This is a genomic window from Deltaproteobacteria bacterium (genome assembly GCA_011375175.1).
In the GTDB taxonomy this organism is placed as follows: domain Bacteria; phylum Desulfobacterota; class GWC2-55-46; order GWC2-55-46; family DRME01; genus DRME01.
Genome location: DRME01000092.1, coordinates 1 through 25,768 on the forward strand (window position 1 = coordinate 1; position 25,768 = coordinate 25,768).

22 protein-coding genes are annotated in these 25,768 nt (G+C 59.9%); 4 read left to right on the forward strand and 18 right to left on the reverse strand.

Annotated elements, in window-relative coordinates; genetic code table 11:
* From ENJ37_08000 to ENJ37_08085, 18 genes are all read right to left on the reverse strand, one after another.
* A partial coding sequence (locus tag ENJ37_08000) for a class I SAM-dependent methyltransferase (GenBank protein HHL40434.1) occupies window positions 1-696 on the reverse strand: 696 nt, incomplete at its 3' end.
* Window positions 697-838: 142 nt separating this feature from the next.
* Window positions 839-1,852, reverse strand: coding sequence for a radical SAM protein (locus ENJ37_08005; GenBank protein ID HHL40435.1), 1,014 nt, complete (start codon window positions 1,850-1,852; stop codon window positions 839-841).
* 4 nt (window positions 1,853-1,856) lie between these two features.
* On the reverse strand, window positions 1,857-2,888 hold the full coding sequence (locus tag ENJ37_08010; GenBank protein HHL40436.1) for a class I SAM-dependent methyltransferase: 1,032 nt from the start codon (window positions 2,886-2,888) through the stop codon (window positions 1,857-1,859).
* 45 nt (window positions 2,889-2,933) lie between these two features.
* Window positions 2,934-4,019 (reverse strand): hypothetical protein, encoded by a 1,086-nt coding sequence (locus tag ENJ37_08015; GenBank protein ID HHL40437.1) that lies wholly within the window; start codon window positions 4,017-4,019, stop codon window positions 2,934-2,936.
* The gene (locus ENJ37_08020) at window positions 3,997-4,179 is read right to left on the reverse strand and encodes a hypothetical protein (GenBank protein ID HHL40438.1); all 183 of its coding nucleotides are present in this window, start codon (window positions 4,177-4,179) and stop codon (window positions 3,997-3,999) included. Before ENJ37_08020 ends, ENJ37_08015 begins: the two co-directional genes overlap by 23 nt.
* Before the next feature lie 105 nt (window positions 4,180-4,284).
* Window positions 4,285-4,971, reverse strand: coding sequence for a PHP domain-containing protein (locus ENJ37_08025; GenBank protein ID HHL40439.1), 687 nt, complete (start codon window positions 4,969-4,971; stop codon window positions 4,285-4,287).
* Window positions 4,961-5,998: an ATP-grasp domain-containing protein gene (locus ENJ37_08030; GenBank protein HHL40440.1), complete on the reverse strand. Its 1,038-nt coding sequence runs from the start codon at window positions 5,996-5,998 to the stop codon at window positions 4,961-4,963. Before ENJ37_08030 ends, ENJ37_08025 begins: the two co-directional genes overlap by 11 nt.
* A 1-nt stretch (window position 5,999) precedes the next feature.
* A complete protein-coding gene (locus tag ENJ37_08035) occupies window positions 6,000-7,118 on the reverse strand; it encodes a hypothetical protein (GenBank protein ID HHL40441.1) in 1,119 nt (372 codons plus the stop codon).
* Window positions 7,108-8,373, reverse strand: a complete 1,266-nt coding sequence (locus ENJ37_08040; GenBank protein HHL40442.1) for a radical SAM protein — start codon at window positions 8,371-8,373, stop codon at window positions 7,108-7,110. Before ENJ37_08040 ends, ENJ37_08035 begins: the two co-directional genes overlap by 11 nt.
* A complete protein-coding gene (locus ENJ37_08045; GenBank protein HHL40443.1) occupies window positions 8,235-8,888 on the reverse strand; it encodes an acylneuraminate cytidylyltransferase family protein in 654 nt (217 codons plus the stop codon). The genes ENJ37_08040 and ENJ37_08045 overlap by 139 nt, the downstream gene beginning before the upstream one ends.
* Before the next feature lie 5 nt (window positions 8,889-8,893).
* The gene (locus tag ENJ37_08050; protein HHL40444.1) at window positions 8,894-9,592 is read right to left on the reverse strand and encodes a PIG-L family deacetylase; all 699 of its coding nucleotides are present in this window, start codon (window positions 9,590-9,592) and stop codon (window positions 8,894-8,896) included.
* Between the two features lie 303 nt (window positions 9,593-9,895).
* Entirely contained in the window at window positions 9,896-10,870 is a 975-nt protein-coding gene (locus tag ENJ37_08055) for an NAD-dependent epimerase/dehydratase family protein (GenBank protein ID HHL40445.1), read from the reverse strand.
* Window positions 10,871-10,914: 44 nt separating this feature from the next.
* The gene (locus ENJ37_08060; protein HHL40446.1) at window positions 10,915-11,886 is read right to left on the reverse strand and encodes an aminotransferase DegT; all 972 of its coding nucleotides are present in this window, start codon (window positions 11,884-11,886) and stop codon (window positions 10,915-10,917) included.
* A 40-nt stretch (window positions 11,887-11,926) separates the two neighbouring features.
* On the reverse strand, window positions 11,927-13,918 hold the full coding sequence (locus tag ENJ37_08065) for a polysaccharide biosynthesis protein (GenBank protein HHL40447.1): 1,992 nt from the start codon (window positions 13,916-13,918) through the stop codon (window positions 11,927-11,929).
* Window positions 13,919-13,960: 42 nt separating this feature from the next.
* Window positions 13,961-15,184: a hypothetical protein gene (locus tag ENJ37_08070; GenBank protein ID HHL40448.1), complete on the reverse strand. Its 1,224-nt coding sequence runs from the start codon at window positions 15,182-15,184 to the stop codon at window positions 13,961-13,963.
* A gap of 102 nt (window positions 15,185-15,286) precedes the next feature.
* The gene (locus ENJ37_08075; protein HHL40449.1) at window positions 15,287-17,875 is read right to left on the reverse strand and encodes a polysaccharide biosynthesis protein; all 2,589 of its coding nucleotides are present in this window, start codon (window positions 17,873-17,875) and stop codon (window positions 15,287-15,289) included.
* A 263-nt stretch (window positions 17,876-18,138) separates the two neighbouring features.
* Window positions 18,139-19,269 (reverse strand): DUF3466 family protein, encoded by a 1,131-nt coding sequence (locus ENJ37_08080; protein HHL40450.1) that lies wholly within the window; start codon window positions 19,267-19,269, stop codon window positions 18,139-18,141.
* 485 nt (window positions 19,270-19,754) lie between these two features.
* Window positions 19,755-21,299, reverse strand: coding sequence for a capsule assembly Wzi family protein (locus ENJ37_08085; GenBank protein ID HHL40451.1), 1,545 nt, complete (start codon window positions 21,297-21,299; stop codon window positions 19,755-19,757).
* Between the two features lie 611 nt (window positions 21,300-21,910).
* Between ENJ37_08085 and mtnP the strand changes: the two genes are divergently transcribed.
* The 4 genes from mtnP to ENJ37_08105 all read left to right on the forward strand — a co-directional run bounded on the left by mtnP (window position 21,911) and on the right by ENJ37_08105 (window position 25,625).
* Window positions 21,911-22,786 carry an S-methyl-5'-thioadenosine phosphorylase gene (gene mtnP, locus ENJ37_08090; GenBank protein ID HHL40452.1) on the forward strand — a complete coding sequence of 292 codons (876 nt, stop codon included), beginning with the start codon at window positions 21,911-21,913 and terminating at the stop codon, window positions 22,784-22,786.
* Window positions 22,787-22,988: 202 nt separating this feature from the next.
* Window positions 22,989-23,897 carry a sugar kinase gene (locus ENJ37_08095; GenBank protein HHL40453.1) on the forward strand — a complete coding sequence of 303 codons (909 nt, stop codon included), beginning with the start codon at window positions 22,989-22,991 and terminating at the stop codon, window positions 23,895-23,897.
* A 28-nt stretch (window positions 23,898-23,925) separates the two neighbouring features.
* Window positions 23,926-24,699 carry a tetratricopeptide repeat protein gene (locus tag ENJ37_08100; GenBank protein HHL40454.1) on the forward strand — a complete coding sequence of 258 codons (774 nt, stop codon included), beginning with the start codon at window positions 23,926-23,928 and terminating at the stop codon, window positions 24,697-24,699.
* Between the two features lie 14 nt (window positions 24,700-24,713).
* Entirely contained in the window at window positions 24,714-25,625 is a 912-nt protein-coding gene (locus tag ENJ37_08105; protein HHL40455.1) for a helix-turn-helix domain-containing protein, read from the forward strand.
* Window positions 25,626-25,768: the final 143 nt, after the last annotated feature.

The following is a 25,768-nucleotide window of genomic DNA, read 5'->3' on the forward strand; positions in this document are numbered from 1 at the left end:
AAAGGTGCACCTGTCCTCATCGATGGTTATAGGCGGTTCCCGCTTAATGAATTTCTTCTTCCATACAATAAAATTTCCTGTTCTTTCTATATCATTGAGACAGAATCGCCAAGGATCGGGAGAAGGAAATTCCTGCCAAGTTCTCAGCACCTCTCCATCGCCAAGGGATCTGACGGCAAGAGGAAAGTGCAAATGAACTATAAAAACCCCCCCAGGCCGCAAAGAGCGGCTGACGAAGCGCAATACCTTGTCCGTGCCGCCTGGCCGTATAGCATCAAATAGCGTGACCACGGAGGAATTGCAGATGACGACATCGAACATGCCGCTCCACCGTCTCTGCTTCGTCATCTCAAAGATATCACACACTTCGAAGGCAACACCGTCAAGCCTCTCATCTTCGACCCACTTATTGGCGAACTCGATCCTCGATCTCGATACATCGATACCAAGAAGTGTACGCCTCTTTCCGTGGAGTGCTATAAGGAGCCTGCCGTTGCCGCATCCGATCTCGAAAAAATTCTCGGCCCCATCCGCAGCAACTCTCTCGATGAAGTTTTTTTCGTTACCAGACTTCCTCAACAAGAACCGCCTGTATTCATGCAGCTCTTTGGTCAAGCGGAAATTCTCCAACGAATCAACGCCATCGTAATCGGTCAAATACGTCGATTGCGGCAACGAACGTCTCCTGTGCTTCATAGCATACCCCTCTTGAAGATAAAAAACCACTTTACACCCGCATCCGAAAGGGCCGCCACCATAATCGCGAGATGTTGATGGGGAAGAATGGACCCGGGTCGAGCACAGGGCTTACAAGGAGGAATTTTTTTCTTCTCCATGTTCAGGCCTCGCTCAGCGTATGGAAGCTGCCAGCGCACGCCCGACATGCAGCGAGGCTGTACACGCCACGCCTGAGATCGCTTCGCAGCCTGCTACACAACGGGCCGTTGAATATCTCCCTGAGAGAGTGTTCGTATACGTTTCCCAGCGGTATTTCGTATCCGTAAAAGGAGCAACATGGCAACACGTCGCCGTTTGCCCTGACTATGAGCTTTCGCCACGGCTCGTTGCAGGTGAAGTCGTCGAGGCGGTGGGCCCCGGCCGGCACGAGGTCGTGATTGTAGTCGTAATACGTGGAATAGCCCTGCACCTCCACATAGTCCACGAGGTCGGAGAACGTCTCGACGAAGAGGTCCTGTTCATGGGCATTGAGACTTGTGGCCACGAAACTCGCCCGGGTGGCCGGCAGGACCAGCTCGTGCTCCCGCTTGTACTCCTTGAGACACCTGATGTTGGCAAGCACCTTCGAGAAGTCTCCGCCCGGTCTCACCTTTTCATAGGTCTTCTCGGTTGCGGCGTCAACCGAGAAGAGTATTCGCGTAAGGCCGCTCTCAACGAGCCTTCTCATGAGCTGTTCATCAAGGAGCAGGCCGTTGGTCGTGACAAATAGGTCCATGAAACCGTGAGCTGCGGCAAAGGCCACGCGCTCGGGCAGATCCTTTACCAGAAGGGGTTCGTCGTTTACGTGGAAGGCCATGGACGGACAGCTGTTTCGTTCGCCCTCTATGACTATGCGCTCGAAGAGCTCACGGCTCATCACCCCGCCGTCGGTATCGAACCTCCTTTTCACATCGGGCAGACCGTGTATGCACGACGGACAGCCGAGGTTGCAGCGGTAGCTCTGCTCCAGCATTATGTAGAGCGGAAAATCCGGCTCGTAAGCAAAGGCCCCGGCCGCCTCGTAGTCGCGCCTGTAGCGCGCGTAGCGCTCGCCGTGGCGCGACAGGAGCTGCCGCTGCGCACGGTCGAGGCCTGCGCCGTAACGGGACAGGATGTCGTCCTGGGTGGTCGTCACCGTGCTAACCGGCTTTTCTGGCGAAGAGCCTCAGGTTGTCGCCCTTGCCGCAGGCGTTTATGAAGTTCTGCATCGATTCCGCCGCCTCGAAGAGCGCGGTGAAGTCCTCGCGCCTGTAACGGTCGGGGTTGAGCTTCACCGTCGTCTCTATGTGCTGTATGTCGAGCCCCTTGGTCATCACCTCGCTCACGGAAAGGCCCGCCTTCTCGAACTCGCGCCGGAAGGTAGCCGGTGTATAGTGACGGATATGGACGTCCGGGGCGAACATCTCCGAGTCGGCCCCGGTTATGAAGTAATTGAAACTTTCCAGGTTCTCGGTGTAGGCGAAGACCCAGCCGCCGGGCTTCAGCACTTTCTTGACCGAGACGAGAAGAGAGCCGGGATCCGGCACATGCTCGAGCACGTCCCAGAGTGTTACGACATCGAAGTAGTCGGCCGGGTAGGCGTCGTCGCTCATGACGCCGGCCCTGATGTTTGGCAGGCCGAGCTCACCGCTGGCGAACTCCACCATATCGGGGTTCGGCTCGATGCCGTATACCTCGTAGCCTCCGTCATGGGCGACTTTGAGGAAGTGTCCCGAACTGCAACCGATGTCGAGAAGTCTTCCTCCTGGTACCCGCGGCCTTATAATCTCCTCGACCCTCTCGCTGAATATGGTGGCCATCCTGTAAGGGGCGGAGGGCAGGTATATGTCAGTGAAGGAGCTTGCAAAGCGTCCCTCCTTGTATTGCTTGTCCAGGTACTCACTCCTCGGCCGCGGCGACGGATATACGAGACCGCATCCGGGACACAGAAAATACGGAAACCTGAGCTTTGTGAAGACGGCGCGTTCGGAAGGTGGAGGGGGCTCGCCGCACAACGAACAGGCCACGGCCTCGACCTTGGTGGAATCGAGCCCCTGGGGACCGTCGCCCCAGTAGAATCCAAGGTCGCTTCGCATCCGTTTGTACTGCTCCTCTACAGTCCCGGGGGGATGGAGCATGGACTTGTCAGGTATCTCGCAATTTGCTGAAACATCCTTCTCAAGCTTTCTCAACAGAAAAGACCCCTTCAAATGTTTTTTTTGGACGAAAGAGTGAGTTCAAAGCATCTCCCATGTGATGACCGCATCCTCTTCGATGGACGTACTCGCCGTTCGCCCCACCACTACGTCGAGGAACCTCGGCTCTATGCCCGTGCCAGGTCTCTTGATCGCGAGCATCTCCCGCGTCAAGACCGCTCCGCGTGGTATGGAGACGGCGGCGACTATGCTTCGCCTGGCGTGGAGCCTCGCCCTCGCCTCCGACTCAACGGGACGTTTGAACGCCTCGCCCAACGCCTCCTCGACCCTTCGCACCTGGCGAACCAGACGGGTGAGTCCCTGGTAATCGACCGATATCTCGTGGTCATAACCGGGCCGTGTGTTATCGAAGGTGAAGTGCTTCTCTATTATCCGCGCCCCCAACGCTACGGCCGAGGCGATAATCCCTTCGCCGTCCTCCGGCAGCGTGTGGTCCGAATAGCCGACCGGAACGTGTGGAAAGACCTCTTTCAGGTGACTTATCATGCGCAAGTTCACGTTGCGGTCCTCGGTGGGATAGTTGCTCGTACAATGGAGGACGGCCACGTCGGTATTCCCCTCATCGGCCATCACCCTGAGGGCCTCGTCGATCTCGCCGACCGTCGAAGCGCCGGTGGAGATTATGACGGGGCGCCCCTTACGGGCCACGTGCCTTAGCAGCGGCAGATGGGTTATGTCCATGGAGCTTATCTTGTACATCTCCACGCCGACCTCTTCGAGCAGGTCGGCCGACCCCTCGTCCGACGGCGTGGAGAAGAAGACGAGTCCTCTCTTCTCGGCCGTCTCTTTCAGGCGGAGATACTCGTCGGCCGAAAGGGACGGCATCTGGCGGAACTCGTCGAGCTGGGTGCGGCCGGGACAGCCTTCTATCTCCCAGAACTTCTCAGCCGACCTCGATGCGAGCCTCTCGGCGACGAAGGTCTGGAACTTCACCGCATCGGCCCCTGCATCGGCCGTTGCGTGGACCATCTCCACGGCGCGGCCGAAGTCGCCCTCGAAGTTGCAGCCCACTTCGGTGATTATGAAGACCCCTTCCGCCGTAATCTCTTCAAGACGCGACATCGCCGTCACCTTTTGCACATCGTCAGATCGTCCAGTCGTTGACATAGAGGAAGCTGCAGTTTCTGCAAAGGGCAAGCTCGCTGTTACGCCCTTCTTTCATTAGCGACCGCATCCTGCGGATACTTTCACCACGCCATATATCGTCGAGGCTGTCTGCCGTTGCGTCACCGTACACGAGCTTCTGAAGAAAGTGTGGCGTTTGTATGAAAGTATGGTCTCAGGTTCCTTGAGGCGACGGCGTCGTAGACGCGCCCCCGCCCTGGCTCTTTGTAGGTCTCTATCTTTCTTCTTATATCTTCAACGTCGAGCTTCAATTCACTCCTCCCTTGGAAAGGTCTTCCAGGTAACGCCGCTTTCCTCTGTGGCACCGGTACATATCCTCTACACTGTGGGCGTCGCTGCCGACGGCCATGGGCACACCGCGGTCGAGAAGTTTAGCGAAAAATCGCGCCCCCGGCACCCGATGCCGGAGACTCACCTCCACGATCTTGTTTTCACGCACTATCATATCCACAACTTCGTCTTCCATCTCCTCATCGAGGTCGATACCGAGTGCGGCGAGTTCCTGAGCGGGATGGGCGATGACATGGACAGCGTCGTTTCGCACAAGCCCCCGGAAGGCATGGAGCCAACAGGAGAGTACATATCCTCTGTCGGCGGTCTCCCGGTCGGTCAAGAAACCACCGGCGGAGGGTATGGAGTGGATCGAGCCGAGCACCACGTCCACCTCTTCAAGTCTGCGCTCCTCGACGTCGAGGAGGCCGTCGAAATCGACAACCTTCGTCTCGAAACCGGAGAGGACCTCTATGGTCCCATCGTAGCGCTCCTTTAGTGACTCTATCTCTTCGAGGTAGTCGTCGAGCCAAGGGGTATCCCTTCTCACATGATCCGTCACCGCTATGGAACGCAGGCCGATATCAACGGCGGCGGCCACCATCTCGTCCACCGTGGCGGCGCCGTCGGAAAAGACCGTATGGCAGTGGATGTCACTGTCCATGGAGATACTTCTCACTGTAGTACCTGTACATCCTCGTGTTGTAACGCACCTGTACCGCTGGAAGCGGCCTGCCGGCCAGCAGCAGCACAAGGAAATAATGCATATTGACGCCCGCTCCGGTGCAAGAGGTCATCGTGCCTGAAACCCTTGGGTTCACCTCGATGACCTTGGGCACTCCGTCATGCGAATATCTTATTTGTATGTTGAGTGCATAGATGAGCCCGAGCCTATCGAGGACCTCGGCGGCAAGCGTCTCCACCTCCCTGTTCTTCACCACAACACCCTTGACGGATATGCCCTCCGCGACCCGCTCCCTGAGGCGCGGAACCATGTATCTCGGCCTGCGCTCTTCGTCGACGAGCACGTCTACGCTGTACTCGTCACCCGGCAGGTACTCCATCGCCAGCACATCCGGCACGGTCGCCAAGCCCTCCAGTCGAAGGCGCAGCTCTTCGAGCGTGAGCCGGCGGTGCAGGGACCTGTCGTCGAAGATGTCGACACGACGGCCGTCGATGACCATAAAACCCCTCGATCCCTCTGATACGGCCGGCTTTACGGCCACTCGGCTCTGCGGGTAGCCGAGCTCCTCCACGGCGTCCAGGAGTTCTTCCGATGTCCTCGCAAGGACAAAACGCGGCACATGGGCATCGAGTCCCGTAGCCTTGAGCCGCTCATAGAGCGCGTGCTTGTTGAGCGCCGTCTCGAGCTCGGCCGTATCGACACTCACCGCTATGCGGGGGGTGCTCGCCGCGGCGGCCAGGCGTGAAAGCTTCACGAGCCCTGCTGGTCCGTCATTGGGGATGAGGTACCCTATCCCCTCCTTTTCCACTACATCAAGCAGCGATGGTATATAGTCCTCGTCGTCCCAGGGGCTGACCACATAGCTATTGTCGGCGAAGAGGTTCCCCACGGCCTCGCCGTCTATGTCTGCCGTAACGATATGGAACGGCTCGCCCGAGCTGCGAAGATCCTTTATGAGGCCCGGTACGCCGCGCGCTCCCGCTCCCGTTATGAGCACCCTGTACATCTCAGAAGTTGGCGATCTCCGCCGCTCCCTTCCCTCTCCCAGCGGGACCGGCCTGCCGGCTCCATCGCACCACTTCGGCTATGCGCCGCGCCACACGGGCCGTCCCCCCGCCGTCGACAATACGCCTCATGTTGCGCGAGAGCGTCTTCCTCAGCCCGAGGTCACCGGCGACTCGAAGCGCCTCGCAGGCTATCACCTCTTCATCGAGGCGGTTGCCCTCGCCGAGGTTTATGACCGCCCCTTCCTGCTCGAAGGCCCTGGCCACCGTGTCGTGCAGGGGATGGTGGCATATGACTATGGACGGCACTCCAAAGTACGAGAGCTCGTAGAGGGTGTTGCCGGCCGCCGTGAGCGCCAGGTCGGCTCTTTCCATGAGGTCGTAGACCTCCTGCTGGGATATGTTGCTGTGGAAAATGTAGCGCTCTCCACCACCGAGCTCCCTTTTCGTCTCTTCGAGCTCGGCGAGGGTGGCCCGTCCAAGCGACCCTCCGACTACCACGTCCACCTGCGCCCCCTCGAACATCCCGTCCACGGCCTTCAACGTCTTGGAGGTGAGGCCGTAAGGGTCGCCCCCCCCTTGGTTTACGAATATGCGCGACACGGACTCCTTGACGCCGGGCGGCGTCCTCTGAGCTATCGCCCCCCCGAGTATCGCGTAACGGGGACCGACAAGATAGCAACCCGGCAAGGGGTCGTAAAAGCAGGCCGACTGGGTGATCGAGAAATTGATCACCAGGTCCGCCGGCGTGGCCTTGTGTACGTTGTTGTCCAGGATGACCGTCGTAGTGGCAAGTCTCTCCTTCAACGCGGCATAGAAGGCGTCGGAGCGGTCAAGGAGGTCTATGACGAGATCACGATACCCCCAAGCGGAGAGTATCCCGACCGTCTCAATGACGTCCTCCTCCTCGTCGCACCCGCCATCAAGGAGCATTACGTTACGGATACCGCTTCTTTCGAGCCTCTCAACCGTATAGGGGTTGGCCCTCGTCACGACGAGCGGTTCAACGGCGCAGATGCTCTCCATAGCCTCTATGAGGGCCATCACCTCCATGAGGTGGCCCGTGCCGACGTGCGTATCGGCATCGACCCTGAAGGCTATGCGCAGGGGTTCACTTTTCATCGGCCCGTCCCATGCCCGACTCCATGGTCTTCACATCAACGGCCTGGTGGACGTAACGGGCAGCACGTATGCGCCTTCCATCGACGACCACCTCTTCCTCCTCGGTCAGGCCTCCGTCCGAACAGGTACGGCAGGGCTTGGTGGCAAGACGTCTGCATTCCTTCATGAGCCTTCTCAGCTCCCTGAAGGGACCTCCGTGCCATATGTCGTACAGACTGCTGCTGTTCACATTGCCGAGGACGTTGCCCTCCATGTAATCGCCGTAGCACTGGACCACCTTGCCGTCCCAGGAGATGCACATCCGCTGCCATGGCGCCGGACAGATGTAGTACGGGTCCTGGCGATAGTCCTTCTGGTCGGTCGAGCGTTTCTGATCGGCGATGAAATTTACGCGGTCGGCCACACCCCGCCACAGGGCCAGGAACTCACCCTCGCGCCCCCGTATGGCCGAGTGGACCGACTGCACGCGGATAAGGGGTTTTTTCATGCCGAGCCTGTCCCTCACGGCCCTGAGGTCCTTTATCTTGGCCACAGTCTCATCGAATACGGCCGGCTTTCTTATCCTGTTGTAGACCTCTCCCATGCCGTCGAAGGAGATGCTTATCCAGTCCAGCCCGGCCCTTACGAGCTCTTCGGAGAGCTCAGGGCTGAGCCTTTCCCCGTTGGAGAGGAAGGCCACGTCCTTTACGCCCCGCTCCTTTGCGTAGGCCACCATGTCGACGATACGGGGATTGAGGAGCGGCTCACCCCGCCAGCTCAGCTTTACGGAAAATAACGGCCGTGTCGACGCCTCGTCGATTATCCGTTTGTAGAGGTCCATCTCCATGACGCCGAAGAAATCGATCCCCCGGTCGATCATCTCGGTCGTCTTGCACATGGGACAGCGCATCTGGCAGGCGCTGGCGGCCTCGATCTCGAGATGGGTGGGAAAGGACGGCGTAATGAACAACCGCGGGCAGAGATGCCACTTGATGCGATCGATCACGTGGCTTATCACATGCCCTTGGGCCAGGAAGTAATTGAGGTTGTCCCAGCGACTGCTTAGAGAGAAATAGTCGTGGTTGACCTTGACGCTGCCTGTCCCGGCGGCCCGGCTCCTTTTCTCCATCCCTCTTCCTATGCCTCGACGATGCGCAGGTCCTCCGGCATCCTCTCCAGTCCCGCGCCGAATTCCTCGATGATCCTCTCTGCAACCCAGAGGTCGAAGCGGTCGTCTATCTCCACGTTCTCCCACCGGCTTACGACCTTGCGGCATATACGCTCGCCGAAACGCTCGCCTCGCCGGACCATATCGCCTCTCATGACGTAGACGTTGCCGTCGTCGTAGAAAAACCCCTCTATCTCCTGCCTTCGAAGTACGTTCTCTCCGTAAGCCACGTACTTGCAGCGCAAGCCCGTGGCCAGCGAATCATATCCGCCCTCTTCGAACTCCCTTATGCATTCGTCTATGAGGCCGGCCCGCCTGATGGGTGACGTCGCCTGGAGCAGCACGACCGTCTCGCAGGGAAGACGCCGCGCCACGTGAGTAAGCACGCTCAGCGTCGACGCCTCGTCCGTTGCGAGCTCAGCCGGACGCATGAGGACCTCGGCTCCAAACCCCCTCGACACGTCGGCAATCCTTTCATCGTCCGTCGATACCACGCATCTGTCGACGAGCGAGGAGCGGGCCGCCGCCTCTATGGTCCAGGCGATAAGCGGCCTGCCGGCCACGTCGACGATGTTCTTGCCCGGAATCCCTTTGCTGCCGCCCCTGGCCGGTATGATTGCCAGGACCTTCACAACGAGCGCCACATCTCCCTCAGGACCATGAAGGCCTCGGCGTACTCGAAACCGGCCTCGACCCCCCTTTTACGGGCAAGGACCTCTACGGCCTCGGCACTGCGCGGGTGGGGGAACGCTCTCTTCTCGGTCTCGTAACATGCCAGGGCCTCAATCTTCGAGCCCAGTTGCGCCTTCACGTCAACATAGAGGTTGGGATAGAAGACGTTTTCCGGGAGGGGCGGCGACTGCTCGGTCGACGACGGTGTCTCATACATAAGGAGCCTGTCGACGAAATGCGCCGCCGACGGCCTGAGGGCCACCCGGGCGGCGTCGAAGACCGCCCGGTGATCCTGGTTATTGTCTCCCCTGAAAGGACAGTAGACTGTGTGGGGGCGAAACTTGTAAATATATTCTTCGAGGGGAATGAGTATGTCCTGCACGCAGAGATCGAGCCTCTCGTCGTCGAGGCCGAAGAAGACGGCCTCCCCGTAGCCGAGCACCTTCCGCGCCGCATTGGCATGACCCTTCTCCACCTCATTGCGGGCCTCGTCGTAGCGGTGATCGTAGACGCGGTGGGCGATGAAACAGACATGGACCTCATCGCCGGCCTCGACATGCCGCGCAATGGAGGCCCCGCAACCAAGGACCTCGTCGTCCATATGGGGCGCGACTACGAGCACCTTCACGGCAGACACCCCGCCGTCGGCGAGCATGCTACAGAGCAGACCATCACACTCATCGTCAAATCGTGGACATCGCCTCCCGGTTCGTGCGTTTTCAAGGAAAGATATCGGCCCGCCCTTGACGGGGGTCTTACGCCTTTGCGAGCCGAACTTCCGGCCACAGCCGCGAAGGCGCGCCGACGGGGAGACTCCCTCCAGAGACTCTCCATGCTCTCGGTCCCCCTGATATGGTGTGCGGAGCCAGGAAAACCGAGAGGCAGCAAAAGTCTTTGAAGGGGGCCGGGGGAAACTTGGACCTGCGGCCACTCTTCGGAAAGTTTCCCCCGGCAATGATCAGAGGTTTGCAAAACGGGCCACCGTGACCTTTTCCCGCAGAATGGCGTCGAGCCTCTCCCAGTCGGCCTTGCGTCTCTGCTCGCGCTCCCTGTACCAGTCGATGTAGCGGCGCACGCCTTCCTCGAAGCTCACCTTCGGCCTCCAGTTCAGCTCGCGGTGCGCGCGCTCGCTCGAGACCTCCTTGCCCGAGAAGTCGCCGGGCCTTGCGGGGGTGTACTCTATCTTCACGTCACCAACTATCTTCTTTATCGTCTCGGCGATCTGCTTTATGGTTATCTTCTCGTCACCGTCGAGGTTGTATATCCTGTTCTTGGCCACGCTCTGCAGCGCCAGCACATGCCCCTCGGCCAGATCCTCGACGTATATGAACTTCCTGAACTGGGAGCCGTCGCCGGCTATGGTGAGCGGCTCGCCGGAGAGCGCCTTCTTGACGAAGATCGGAATCACGGCTCCGTCCCTGGCTCTGGGACCGTAAGGGATGCCGTACCTGAGAATGGTTACATCCAGCCCGTAGAGCTTGCTGTAGCTCTGGCAGTAGTACTCGCCGGCGAGCTTGGTGGCCGTATAGAGATGGGACGGCGCATGGAGCGGCGTGGTCTCGTCCACTTCCGTGGCATCGGCGTCGCTGTAGACCCACGTGGTGCTCCCGTAGATGACACGTTCGATGCTGGCGCGCCTTGCCGCATCGAGGACGTTTATGGTGCCGCGCACGTTTATGGACTCCGAGTAGTGAGGGTCCTCAAAGACGTTCTTCACGTCGGCAACGGCCGCAAGGTGCATAACGGCGTCTATGCCGTGCATTGCAAAGCTCAGCGCCGTCGTGTCGAGAAGACTTCCCTGGTAGAACTCGATGTCGTCCCTGAAGGTGGGCAACACGCCGTCGAAGACCCTTACGCCAACCCCCTTGTCCCTCAGCTTGTCAACCACATGAGAACCGATAAAACCCGAACCTCCCGTAACGAGTACCTTCATCAGCAACTTCCTCCTCTTCTTTAAAATGGATCGACGGCGTCTCTTCAGCTGTCGCCCTTGTAGTAGAGCGGAACACACCAGTGGTTCTCCGCCACCCAGTCGGTGTTGGGCAGCCGGCAGTCCCTCTTCATTATCCTGTGGCACGGCTGGTCGTAGACCTTGCCCGTAGACTTCTCAATGGGATCGAAGACTATGTACTTGTAATACCCCGAGACCATGCCGTCTGGGAAGAGCACACGATTGGGATGATGGGGGTCGAGGTGTTTTTCAGCGTATTCGTTCTTCCAGGAGACGATGTCGTCGAGCCTGTCGATCTGAACACAGCCTATGGCGGCCGTGAACTCGCTCATCCTGTAGTTGAGCCCTTCGACCTGGTAGTCGAACTTGCCGTAATTACGGTAACGGCGTGCGTACTCGGCGAGGTCGCTGTTGCCGGTGACGAGCATTCCGCCTTCGCCCGTCGATATCGTCTTGGTGGCATAGAAGGAGTAAACGCCCGCGTCTCCCCAGGTGCCGGGCCTGCGGCCGTTCCACGACGCGCCGTGGGCATGGGCGCAATCCTCAAGAAGCGCCACCCCCTTGGACTTGCAGAGTGCGGCTATATCTTCTATCTGGAAAGCGATGTGACCGCCTATATGAACCACCCAGACGGCGACCGGCTTGTACCGCTCTATTTTAACCTTCAGGTCGTCCAGTGACAAGCACAAATCATCCCTGTTGCAGTCGACGAACTCGACGGCACCGCCCGCCTTGACGACACTGAGAGGGGTGGCCATGAATGTATTGGACGGACAGAGCACCGTCTTTCCCTCTACGCCGATGAACTCCAGGGCCGCAAGCGCCGCCCCTCCCCAGCTTGAAAAGGCTACGGCCTCGGCGCCGTTGTGCTTGGACCACTTCTCCTCGAAGGTCTTGGTGAACGTTCCTTCCGACCACTGCTGTCTTTCGATGATGGCGTCCCAGCTCTCGTGCAGCTTCCTGCTGTCTTCTTCCTCGAAACCGATCTTGAACCTCATAGTCAGCAATCACTCCCCTTCTTCTTTTTTGAGCCGCCGGTCAAACGTTAATCTCCTTAGCCCTGGCGGCGGACCGCTCCACCTTGAAGGTCTCTCCGACATTCTCGTCCGGCCCGAGGGTGAGCGGACGGTAACTGTAGGTCGGCACGAGGGACTCGAGCGCCTTCACGGCATCGGAGAGCCTGCCCTCCCTCATGACCCTTTCGATGGTATCGACTACACGAAACACTTCCTGAGGGTCCTCTACGTCGCCGTCACCGTTTACGGCCATGTTGACCTTCGGATGCATGGTCTTCAGAACCCTCTCATGCGAATTAAAGAGCTTTTCCTCCAGCTTCTCACCGGGACGAAGGCCGGTAAAGACGATATCTATGTCTTTGCCGGGCGTGAAACCGTAGAGGTTTACAAGCGATCTCGCCACGTCGTAAATCCTGACGGGCTCGCCCATATCGAGGACGAAGATCTCTCCTCCTTTGCCCATCGAGGCCGCATGCAGCAAAAGCAGCACTGCCTCGGAGAGCGTCATGAAGTACCTCGTCACCTCGGGGTGGGTCACCGTAATAGGCCCTCCCGCCTTGCTCTGCTTCTTGAAGAGCGGGATGACGCTACCGCTGCTCTCAAGGACGTTTCCAAAACGCACCGCCATGAAGCTCGTTTCGTACAAGGCGTTCGAGGCAATGGTTACAAGCTCGGCCACCCTTTTGGATCCCCCCATGATGTTCGAAGGATCTACGGCCTTATCGGTGGATATGAGCACAAACCTGTCCACGCCCGCGAGACCGGCCGCGGCAGATACTGTCCTCGTACCGAGTATATTGGTTTTTATGGCCTCCGAGGGGTTGAGCTCCATCATGGGCACATGCTTGTTGGCGGCGGCGTGAAAGAGGATGTCCGGCATGGTGCCGGCCATTACCTCGGAGACCCTGTTGTAATCTGTTATGTCGCCCATGACGGCGTCGACCCGAAGGTCCGGGTGAGTCTCTCTCAAAGTCCTGTCTATTTCGTAGAGGCTGCCCTCGTGGCGCTCGAAGAGGACGAGGCGAGCCGGACCGTAGCCGGCTATCTGCTTCGATATCTCCGAGCCTATGCTCCCGCCTGCGCCTGTGACCATGACCTTCTTGCCCTGAAAAAAGAGCCTCAGCGCCGCAGAGTCGTTGGGGACAGGCTCCCTGAAGAGAAGGTCCTCGGCCTCTATATTCCTGATGAGGATGGAGAGGTCCTTTGCGAAAAGGAGGTCCTTGATGCCGGGCAGCACCTTTATGGGCTTACCGAGCTTCTTGCAGCGGCTCACGATCCCCCGCAGAAAGTCGATGGGCGCGGACGGTATGGCCAGCACCACCTCGTCGGGATTCTTCCTGGCCACGATCTCCTCGAGCTCGGCCGTCGTGCCGAGTATGGTGGTGTTGAGTATCTTCATCCCCCTTTTCTGGGCATCGTCATCGATGAGTCCAACGACCCGGTAATTGTACTTGCGCCCGTTGAGCAGCTCTCTGAGAACCATGTACCCCGCGTCGCCTGCTCCGATGATCAGCACCCTCTTGGCGTCAAGCATGTGGGGATGTATTTCGTTGTGGAGGCGCTTGAGGAGCCTGACGCCGCCGAGCAGGACAATGGCGAGGAACCAGTCCATGATGATAACCGACCAGGGATAAGTGGTCACGGCGAGGATATACTTGACGGTGACGGCGAACAGGACGGTACCCAGCGAGACCGAGGCGATGATATTCACCAGGTCTCTTATGCTCACGTATCTCCATAGACCGTGGAAGAGGCCGAAGACGTAGAGTCCGCCCATCCTGACGGCAAGGAGAAGGGGAAGCATAATCAGGAAGTTGTGAAGCTGGGGCTGCGGTATAGAGCCTTCGAAGCGGATGTGGAAGGCTATGAAGTTTGCTGCTACGATGAGCACGGCCTGGAGGGAGACGGCCACAACACGTCTGTGCCTCGAAAGGGAATCCAGGACGCGGTCAATCCTTTCGGCGGGATAGAAGCGGGAGAGCCAACCGGCAGCTATCTTCAGCAAATCATCCAAGACGGCACCTCCCTGCGGCAACTCATGGCAACCTGCACGAGACTAAGTGTTCAACCTCTTGAGGTGTTCGAGCAAGAAAACCGTAAAGACAGACAGGACAAGGGCGCTCAGCGTCGAGAGGAATACTATCTTTCTTCTCTTGGGCCTGGAGCGGGTCTCGGCTATGTCTGCAACATCGAGGACCTGCACTATGGGCGTGTCCTTGGCTTCCTGGATACGCGCCATCTCGTACTGCTTGGTAAGCAGCTCGTAAAGTGTCTCGTAAATTTTCACGTCCCTGAGGAGTCTCTTGTATTTGAGAGCGAGGTCGGGGATATCGGCGGTAGGGATGAAGGAATCACTGTCGATGTTCTTTTCACCCCCTCCCCTGATTACGCTTCCCCGCCCCTCTTCAAGCTGCCTGAGTTTATTCTTGAGCTCGGCGACCTCGGTTCTGAGCAGCTCTACCATGGGATTGCTCGAAGTGGCGTAAGAGAGCATGGTTTCAAGCTCCACCTCCTTGGCCATGAGCTCTCCCTTGACCGCACCTATGGCCTTGAGTATGGCCTTTGACTGCTCGTCAAGCTTTATGGCCTTGTTCCTTTCCTGGAAAGCCCGAAGCGCATCCTCGGCGCTCTCCAGTTCCTTCTTCACTCCCTCGAGTCTCTCCTCCACGAAGGTCCTGGTGCGCTTGCCCGCCGTCATTACGACGTTCTTGTTTATCCTGTCGAGCTCCTCGACAAAGGCCTTGGCCATCTCCGCCGCCGTCCCGGGATCCATGTCCTCGACGGTGATGTATATGATCTCTTCCTTGGACTTGCGGATAGAGACATTGCCGTCGAGCACCCCTCTTGCAGCTTCGAAGGTTGTCTTGCCATAACGTCGCCGCAGGTCAAATCGCTTGACGATGTTGTCCTTGACTGTTCGACTGTGGAGTATACCCAGCCACATATCAGCCGGAGACTTAAGGCCGAGAAAGCCGCCCGCCATGGAGCCGAGTCCCAGGGGGAGACCGGCTGCCAGACCGGCGCCGACCGACTGCCCCTCCTGGAGGGGTGGAAGCAGGCTTGTGGTCGACGCGTACATGGGAGTCATGTAAAGGCTCACACCGGCAGAGACGAAGGCGGTCGTCACAGTAACCGCCAGAATCAGCATCTTACGTCTTACGACTACAAGCCAGTAGTCCCTGATGCCAGGCCCCCTCTCCACGGCGATACTATTGTCACGTTGCATGATAAAGGTTCCCGGCGGAGACTCCGAAGAGCAAGAGCACCCTGCCGCCATCATCGGAGCCTGCAATATCGATACAGGTCGGCTTGAGGGGAATCACCTTGTCGCCTGCGCTCAAGGAAGTGGTGCTTGGAGAAAGGCGACTACCTTCCATATCCGCTAAAAGGCCACAAGAAGGACCCCGGCGGTGACGGCCACCTGGTAGAGTATCTGCGTTATGTCCTTGAATTCCTTAAGCCAGGCCACACGCTCCAGTTTCTCCGGCACAACGATGGTGTCGCCCGGGTCCAGCGGTGACGCCATGAGGCCGCCGCTCACCCAGCGCTTGTTGTACCTGTCCCATCGAATAGCGAGCAAGCCGCCCGATGAAGTCCTCTGACTTACGGCCTCGCCGTTTACCTTGAGTACGTAGATCGCATCTTCATCGGCGAGATCGGTCAATCCTCCCGACATATCGAGGTAGGAAGCCACGGTCGCACCGGGCTGGTAGACATAGGCGTTCTGATTGTACACCGAACCGATGACCTGGACGTGAACGGGCCTCTCCGGAATAAACAGCCTGTCACCCTCTTCCATGGGTATATCGAAGCGCGAGCCCTTGAACTTATCGAGACTCTTGAGCTCTATGACGACCCTCCCCTGGGCCTTGACGGCACGCAGCTTTGCTATGAGGGCCTTACGCTGCTTGGCGGCCGCCTCCTGCTGTGCGGCCTCATCCGGCGTAAGGGCCGCCTCTATCGTATGCGCCGAACGGCTCACTATCTCCTGTTCGAGCCTGTCTATCGCTTCGTCGAGACGGCGTTGCTGGAGCTCCCTCACCGACTCTCTCGTGAAGACCGCGCCCATCAGATAGGCCTTATCCGTAAACCCGCCGGCACGCTCTATGAGCGACGACAGGGTCTCGCCCTTTTCTATGGTATATCTGCCCGGGAATCTGACCTCCCCCTCGATGGTGACGGTCCTGTAGAGCCCCCACTCCGGCACGGCCCTGACAAAAAGGTAGTCGTCGGGCTGGAGGTGGATGTCATACCCTGGAAGACGGGCGAGCGCCTTTGCAGGGTAGACGACAATCTTCTCCACTTCGGGACCCGACGGCGTAGGCGATACTCTCGTCAGTTCGGCCTCTTCTGCGTAAGCGTATTTCTTGAGACCGCCGGCAAGGTTGAGGAGGTCGGAGAGCCGCATGTCGGGGCGGAACTCGAACTCTCCGGGCCTGCCCACCGCCCCCGCTACACGGACCATCTCCTTATCGATGAAATTCCATTTACTGTATATGGTTACGGTGTCGTAGGGGCGCAGCTCCACGTTGTCCTTCTCCGAATGCTCGTGGAGCAGCTTCCCGAGGTCCACCGAAACGTATACGCTGTGAAAGTCCGGGGGCACTCGCCTTTCGATGAGTGCGAAGTCGTAATAGGTGTCCGGCAGAAGGAGCGAGCCGCCTTTGAGCAGTTCGCCGAGCCGCATCCCCTCCTTCCATTCGTACATGCCCGGTCTGGAGACGTTGCCTTCGATCCGGACGTAGTTGGTGACTTCCTGGAATATGGAAAAGATCCTGACTATGTCGCCGTCCCTGATGACGATATCGTTGGCCGGCGCGAGATCCTTGAGGTTGACGTCAACGATGACCTTCGACTCGTTTGCATGGACCCTTTCGACCTGCACCCTCCCGAGATAACCCATCGGTCCCACGCCGCCGGCCATCTCGATGAGATCGGTAAGCTTCACCTTGCCCTTGAGTTCATAGATCGCCGGTCTCAACACATTACCGGTGACGGCCGCAAGCGGCCCAACGGTGGGCACGAAGACGACGTCGCCGGACATCAATCGAAGATCGTCGTCCTTGTCGCCTCTGAGTATGAAGTCGTAAAGGTCCAGGACGGCGACGGTCTTTCCGCCTCGGCGCAGTTCTACGGCACGCATCGAGCCGGTCTTGCCAGGACCTCCGGCTGCGAAGAGGGCGTTAACGAGCGTAGAAAAAGATGAGAGCCTGTAGCTTCCCGGCCTCCTAACCTGCCCAACCACGAAGACACTTATGGAGCGCAGGCTCCCCATACCGACGCTCACCTTGACTTCAGAGGGCTTGAAATAACGACTGAAGGTCTGAAGGAGCAACTGCTTTGCCTCGCCGAAGGTGAGTCCGGCCAGATGAAGCACCCCTATATACGGCAGGGATATCTTGCCCTCCCTGTCGATTACCGGAGCATAGTCGACGTTCACCTTGCCCCAGAGGCTTATCGACAGCTCATCGCCCGGCCCGAGCAGGTAGTCGGGTCCCACGGGCAGGACCTCGGTATCGGGAGCGAAAGCGGCGGCGGCGCTGAAGAGGTCATAGCCGAACTGCCTTACGGCATCCGTACCTTCCCGGCTTGCCACGTATGCCTCGAAGGTGGAGACCTGCCGCGGCGCCTGGACAAGGGACCTTTCGCCCGCCGGTTTTCCATCCGACAGAGAGTCCTCTTTGACGGTCTCCCTCTCGGCCCCGGGCTTTCCAACACCGGAAAGCCCCCCTTTTTCGAGGAGACTCCTGTCAATGGCCTTGAGCTGCGAGGGAGAGAGAGCCGTAGCCTCGCCGCCCTGCAGGAGTCCGGCCGCCGGTAAAGGTACCGATCCCCCGGACTCCCCGGCTGCCTGGGCGGCCGGGAGGACGTTGAAAAGCAGCAACCATATAAATGCGGTTGCAGCCGCAAACCTTCTCAGTGTTTTCAATGCGATAGGTTCATGTTTTTGTAGGTGACGGGCAATTGACATGGAAAGTCGAGATGAAAAAACTCCACCCTGGATGCCGAGACTGGAGTAACAAAGAGTATGTTTTTCGCAAGCAACCGCCGTCAATATTATAACAACACTTTTGCCTTGTCAAACAAAAAAGATTTCAATGCCTACAGGAAAGGGTCGAAGCTGCAATGGAAGAGTTCCAACAGAAGGGTCCAGAGGTCTTTTACTACTGTAGAATTCAATGCCTTACAACGGGGGAAGAGAGGAAAAAGAGGGATGAGGAGGGGATTGGGAAATCACCCCCTCCTCCGCAAGGGCCGGCACCGGAGCAACGCCATGACCATCAGTGACGAGCCAAAGAGCACAATAGCAGAAGGCTCTGGCACATTTGAGGGGCTATTGGAGACGGGGGTGAGCATGAAGGCGTGTTGCCGGGAGTTAACCTTACCCGTACCAACGATGTATCCCACGTCGTTGATGGCGAACGCGCTCTGAAGCACCCACCCCGACCCCTGAGGGATGAGGCTGTTGAGGTCGTAAAGGACGCCGTTCCTGTAGAGGAAGGCCCTGCTCCAGCCCTGCGACGAATTGGAACGACCGACTACATGCCCGAAGGAGTTAACGCCGTAGGCCTCGCTCCACGAGCCGCCCTGGAGTATGCCGAGACCCGTCATAACCGAACCGTCGTAGAAGAAGGCCATCCTCCCGGCCTGGGAGTCGGACCACCCCACAATCTGACCGCTGTCGTTGATATCGAGCGCCACGCTGGAGGTCCCTCCAGGCAGGGTTCCAACGGCTTTCATCACGCCGCCCTCGTAGAGGAACGCGCTCTGTACGCCGCCCTTCTCAGACACGCCGACCACCTGCCCAAGATTGTTGATGGCCTTTGCACTCACCCATGTACCGCCGTCAAGGGAGCCGAGGTCGGACATCACGCCGCCGCTGTAGATGAAACCGCGGGTTCCGAGCGATGACGACGAGTAACCTACGATCTCTCCGGCGTCGTTGATATCAAATGCGACGCTGCTGGAGCCGCCCGGCAGCGTCCCCAGAGGCGTCACGACACCGCCGCTGTAGAGGTACCCCATCTTGGCGCCCGACGAATCCCCCGATGTGCCCGCCACCTGACCACTGGAGTTCACCGCTCGTGCCTGGCTCCATGAGTGGCCGGACAAGGGACCGAAGACCTTGAAGCTCCCGCCGGAGTAGATGAACGAAGAGGAGATGCCCGAAGAGGAAAGAAAACCTGCCACCGTGCCCCCGTTGTTGATGTCCATGCCATGGCTCGATATGTTGGGCGTGTAGGCACCGAGATCGACGACCTGGTATGAGATGGCCGACGCCGGAGAGCCTGCCCCAAGAAGAATCCAGAAGAATACCGAGAGGAAGAGTACCGACCTTACGGTAGAAAGGATTTTGAAAAGCATGACCTCACCCCTGCAGACGGAATAACGTTGGTTTCTTAAAAATGACAGCGTGTTTCCTCACACAATCATAATACATGCAATAAGCATACCAACGACGACAACGACGACGATCTCGTGGCTAAGTATGTATTTTTCATACAATCTTTCAGCGAAGGTCAAAATGACATACGATAGCAAGGCTGTTGAGTGTGTAAAATTATTTTACAACAGAAATTTGCCACAGCAACAGCAAATACTTTTATATACAAACAATTAACGCCGACAAGGCGCCGCAGGTCTATGTAAAATTATTTTACAGAAAATGCGTGACAGGCATTCCAACTTTTCAGGATCCGACAAAAAGCGCAAAAAACTCCCTCCTAACGGAAGACCATCGCCGTCAAAGGCTGATGGCCTGCAGCCGCAAAAGAAAATCGTGGACTTTTCGGAGAAACAACGGAGGGGTGCGCTTGGGAGCAGGAGAGATAAAGCGAGACAGGGAAATGTCAGAACTCGAGGCTCAAGGCGGCCCTGTAGAAGTGCTCGGCGCCCTCGACGCTCGTAAGGGGATCGTCGTCGTCGGTCAGCGACCAGCCGATCTCGAACCGCCCGTAGCCGTCCAGGTAGTAGACGAGGTCCGCGCCCACAGAGCGTGTCTTGCCGAGGGGGCCGCCGTGGAGACGCGACTCCTTCCGGTCGGCCTCAACGCCGACGGTCACTGTGTCGAAGCTGTACTGAATCCGCGCGAAGAGGTCGCGTGAGTCGCCGCCCATGTAGTGACCTATGACCCTATTCCTGTACCTGTAACCCGGATAGTAGACGCCGTGGGCATACCACGCCGGTCCGTAGCGGGCGTTTCTGGCCGTATTGGCCCACTCCACCCGGAGATCGAGCCTGTCGACCCGGAACGGCCCGTCCACGAAGACGCCGCAGATGTTTGCCCTGCCGGTGGGGGTCTTGGTCTTGCCCGACGAGTCCTCGGCGCCCCACTCGGTGTAAAGCTTGACGCCGTGGAAGGGAAGATAGGGGCTATCGCCGGCGAAGACGAGGGCGAGGTCGAGCGAGGCGAGCTGGTTGCCGTTTATGGGCGAGTTGGAGTGCTCGGCGCTGTCCGAGGCGTAGAGTATCTTGAGCCAGTCCGAGGCGGAGAGGGCGGCCCTCCCCTCTCCGCCGAACATGATGACGCGCGACAGCCCCACCTGCAGCCACGGCAGGGGTTTCGCGTCGAGGCGCATGCCCATGAGCCTGGGCCGCGCCACGGGACGATCCTTTCCAAGCTCCGTCAGAAACCAGGTGGGTTTTATCGGGCCGAGATGGCGGAAGAAGGAGGGGAGGAGCACGGGGTGCGTCGTGGAGACGCGCACCATGTCGAAGGGCTCGGCGTTGTTGCTCAGTAGCAGCGCGCCCTGCCGCGACGCCCCCCACCACATGGCGTCGCGGCCCGCCTCGATCTCGAAGGGCCCCAGGGCGAGTGTGGCGTAGCCGAGCACCAGCTTTCCGCGCGAGAGGTCCTCGCCGGCGCGGTACTCGGGGTTCATGTAATAGGAGACGGCGCCGAGTAGCCGGCCGCGCATGGCAAGGCCCGTCCTCACGTTGGACCCCCTGCCGAGTTCGTCGCCGTAGCTGTTCCTCTCCTCGTAGAGAGGGTCCCTACGGGAGTAGGAGTACGCGGCGTAGAGCCTGTCGACGGGCTTCAGGTACGAGCTTGCGTGGTCGCCTTCGAGTTCTTCGGCGAACTCCCTTTCAAGCCTCGCAAGCACAGCCGACACCACTCCTCCCCTGGCCGATGGAGGAAGGCCGTCGTAGGCCCTGAGGGCCTCCCTCACGAGCCTTGCGCCCTCGCTGCGCGAGAATGGACGGGTCGAGAGCATGGCGCTCTTCACAAGCCCCCTCACCTCCAGGCGCTCCAGGTCCCTGTAGACAGGGCTTGACAGGGGGATATTGGTAGACGCCCCGGCGCTACAGGGCTGTGGAGACAGTACCGCCGCGAGGGCTATGAGCGCGGCAAGAAACGCCGGGAGCGCAGTGTAAGAAGGGTCGTTGACCGTCATATCTCGAGGAATCAGGCCGCCAGCAGGGAGAGCGGATACGCCGTCGCGGCTCAGAGGGCGATATTATACCAGCCCTCCACCTTTGTCAACATCTGAGGGCTCCCTGATGCCCCCTCACTCTGCCGGGGCGTAGCGGGGGCCGCCTGGGCGCAAAGGCGTAACAACCCCGCCTGGCGCGCCCAGGCGGTCCCCGCTACGCCACTCAACAGACGACGACTCAGGGCCGGGCGCCCCCTTGGCGGGCTTTCCATAGAAGGACCATGGACCCGCGTCCCCCCGCGCTCATTCCCATGTTATTCGGGTCTTCGGCGGCACCTGGGGAGGTTCGGCCCGCGCCAGGCGGGATCTTTTACGCCTTTGCGGCCCGAACCTCCCCCGGTGCCGCCCCCCCAAGGCGGCGAACGCCTCAAGCCTCCGCTGTAATTATTTACCCTGGGGGAAACGGGGGCCTATGACCCTTTTACAAAAAAGTTCCCTTAAATCAGAGCTTCCTAAATAAAGCTTGACCGGGGCCGTGAGTCGGTGTTAAAAATGCAGGATCAACAACCTGCTCCACGGCCAGGGCGGCACGCCATGGCCGATGGGCGGGTCGTGTATATCGAGGAGGGTTCATGGCTGAGAAGGTCATAGGCGTTATCGGCGGCAGCGGTCTCTACGAGATGGAAGGGCTCACCGCCATAGAGTCGGTGAAGGTCGAAACCCCCTTCGGCGACCCTTCCGACGAGTTCGTCACCGGAAGGCTCGGCGACGCAAGGCTCGTCTTCCTTCCCCGGCACGGCCGGGGTCACCGGCTGCTGCCATCGGAGATAAACTACCGCGCCAACATATACGCCATGAAAAAGCTCGGCGTCCAGTGGATAATCTCCATCTCGGCCGTGGGCAGCATGAAGGAGGAGATAGAGCCCGGCCACATCGTCATCGTCGATCAGTTCTTCGACAGGACCATGGGCCGCGCATCGAGCTTCTTCGGCGACGGCGTGGTGGGGCACGTCGAGTTCGCCGACCCCGTCTGCCCCGACCTGAGCGACAGGCTCTACGAGGCGGCGGCCGCCGCCGGCGCCACGGTCCACAAGGGCGGGACCTACATCTGCATCGAGGGCCCACAGTTCTCCACGAAGGCGGAATCGCGCATCTACAGGTCCTGGGGCGTGGAGGTCATAGGCATGACCAACATCCCCGAGGCCAAGCTCGCCCGCGAGGCCGAGATATGCTACGCCACGGTGGCGCTCTCCACCGACTACGACTGCTGGCACGAGACCGAGGAGTCGGTGACCGTGGAGATGATACTGGAGACCCTGAGAAAGAACGTCGCCACCGCCAAGGAGATCATAAAAAGGGCCGTGCCGTCCATATCGCCCCGGCGCGGATGCCGGTGCCCCGAGGCGGCGAGATTCGCCGTCGTGACGGCGCCCGAGGCGGTGCCGCCGGAGACGGCCGCGAGGCTGGAGCCGATAATAGGCAAGTACGTCCGGAAGAGCTCCGGCTGACCCTCTTGCCCGGCCCCTTCAAAGACTTTCAACCCGGGCTCAAGAGCCCCGCCTCCCGGCACGGTCCGTGGAGCCGGGGGACTCGAAGAGCGAATCGAGAATTCCGGAGGCGACCGCGGGCAACGCCCCTTCAAACAGGGCGCCACGTGGCGACCGGCCGGAACTTCCAGAAAACCCAATCAAAGACGGAGGCCGTCTAAAAGTGAGCATTCTCGTTGTAGGTTCCGTAGCGTTCGATTCCGTGCAGACGCCCTTCGGCAAGGCCGACGACGTCCTGGGCGGCTCGGCCACCTACTTCTCCACCTCGGCAAGCTACTTCTCCGAGGTGAGCCTCGTGGCCGTGGTGGGCACCGACTTCCCCGACGAGCACGTAGAAGCCCTGACGCGGCGGGGCGTGAACACCGACGGTCTCGCCAGGGTCGAGGGCAGGACCTTCCGCTGGAAGGGCCGCTACGAATACGACCTCAACCAGGCCCACACGCTCGACACGCAGCTCAACGTCTTCAGCGACTTCGACCCCGTGCTGCCCGAGCACTACCGCCGCATCCCCTACGTCTTCCTGGCCAACATCGACCCCGAGCTCCAGCTCCGCGTCCTCGACCAGGTGAGCTCACCGAGGCTCATCGCCTGCGACACCATGAACTTCTGGATAGAGGGCAAGCCCCGCGCGCTGAGAGAGCTCCTTCGCCGCGTGGACCTCTTCGTCATAAACGAGAGCGAGGCGAGGGAGCTCGCCTCGGAGGCGAGCCTCGTCAAGGCGGCCAGGGCCATACTGGATATGGGGCCCTCCACGCTCGTCATAAAGCGCGGCGAGTACGGCGCTCTCATGTTCAACGGCGGGTCGGTATTCTCGGCGCCGGCCTATCCGCTCGAGGATATATACGATCCCACCGGCGCAGGCGACAGCTTCGCAGGAGGGCTCATGGGCAACATCGCACGGACCGGCGACCTCAGCGAATCGGGCATCCGCAAGTCCATCATCTACGGCTCGGTCATGGCGTCCTTCAACGTCGAGTCCTTCAGCCTCGAGCGCCTCGGCTCGCTCACCGACTCGGACATAGACGAGCGCTTCCGTGAATTTAAGCGGTTGACCCATTTTGAAGACATATGATATAGTTCCCCGGACGGGCGAACCTCCGATGGCTAAGCGCACGGCTTACGAGCATTGCTCCACCCGGGTCCTGTGGCTCGTGCTCACGGCGGTCCTTGTGACGGCCTGCGGTCCCTCGCTTGCGCAGCGTAAAAAGGAGGCCGATATCCACTACAGGATGGGTATCGTCCACCTCAGCGAACGCCATCACATAGAGGCGCTCAAGGAGCTTACCCGCGCCGTTGAATCCTACCCGGACGATCCCTCTTATCACAACGCCCTCGGCCTCGCCTACTTCGCACTCGACATGGACGACAAGGCGGAAGAGCAGTACCGGGAGGCCATCAGGCTCGACCCCGGACTCTCGGAGGCCCACGTGAACCTCGGCGCGCTGCTGCTCAAGCGCGGCGCCTGGGACGAGGCCATCGCCCACTCGGAGGCGGCCCTTGAGAACGTATTCTATCCCACGCCCGAGCTGGCCCACAACAACATGGGCTGGGCCCTCTACAGCAAGGGCGAGTACAGGGCGGCGGAGGCGAGCTTCAAGAAGGCCCTCATCGCCAACCCCGACTACGCCATGGCATACAACAACCTCGGCATGACCTACGACAGGCTCGGGGAGAGCGACAAGGCCGTCGAGGCCTTCAGCACCGCCGTCGCCAAGGCGCCCGGCTTCGTAGAGGCCCGCTTCAACCTCGCCAAGACCCTGGCCGAGAGCGGAGACAGGGAAGGGGCGATCGCGGCCTTCGAAAAAGTGATGGAGATCGCGCCTGAGAGCGACAAGGCGCGGCTTGCGGCCCAGTACCTGAAACTCCTGAAATAAAAAAGGCGGACAGCTTGATCGAGGCCCTTGGAGAATACCTGAAGCGCGAGCGCGAGCTGCGCGGCGTGTCGCTGGAAGAGATCGCCGAGGCTTCCAAGATATCGGCGCGGCTTCTCGAGTCGCTGGAGGCCGACGACTACGACTCCCTGCCGGCCCCCATCTTCGTAAAGGGGTTCATAAGGTCCTACTGCAGGCATCTCGGTCTCGACGAAACCGAGGCCATGCTCATGTACGAAGACTACCTCTCCAGGCTCTCGGCCCACGAGGAGAGGAAGAGCGCGAGCGCCGGGAAGGCGGCCGAAGGCCCCAGGCCGGGCAGGCCGGCGCTCATCGCGGTGCTCGCGGCCGCCGCGGTCGCGGCCCTGCTGCTCATCTACCTGCTCGGCTCCGGTCCCGAACCCACGGAGCCGGTCACAGCCGAAAGGCCCTCCCCCGAGTCGGCGCGGCCCGCCGCGGAGCCCGCGGAAGAGGAGGAGGTCGGCGTGGCCGGGGAGGCCGTCGAGCCGCAAGCCCCGCCGCAGGAAGAGACCGAGCCGCCGGCCGCCGAGGAGGCCGCCGCGGAGCCCGGCGGCCTGGAGGCCGAAGCCCCGCCTCCAGAAGCCCGGAGCGCCGCGCCGGAGGCCGGGACCGACGGCGGACACACCCTCGTCGTCAACGCAAGCGGTCCCGTCTGGCTCAAGATATTCATAGACGACGGCGAGCCCTTCGAAGCCCTCTTGCGCCCCGGCGAGCGCATCGTGCGCAAGGCGTCCAAGGGCTTCTACCTCGTCATCGGCAACGCCGGCGGCGTGGAGCTCTCCTTCGACGGCGAGCCCCTCGGCCCCCTCGGAAAGGAGGGGCAGGTCGTGAGACTGAGGCTGCCGGCCGAGACCCCCGGCGAAGACGCCGGGAACGATTCGCAGCGGCGGGAAGACTCCCATCCCTAGCCGCAGGAGACCACCTAAGGAAGCTCTGATTAATTACCCTGGGGGAAACTTTCTGTAGAAAGTTTCCCCCAGACCCCCTTCAAAGACTTTTAATTCCCTGCGGTTCATCCCGATTTTGCTTGCAAAATCGGGATGAACCGCAG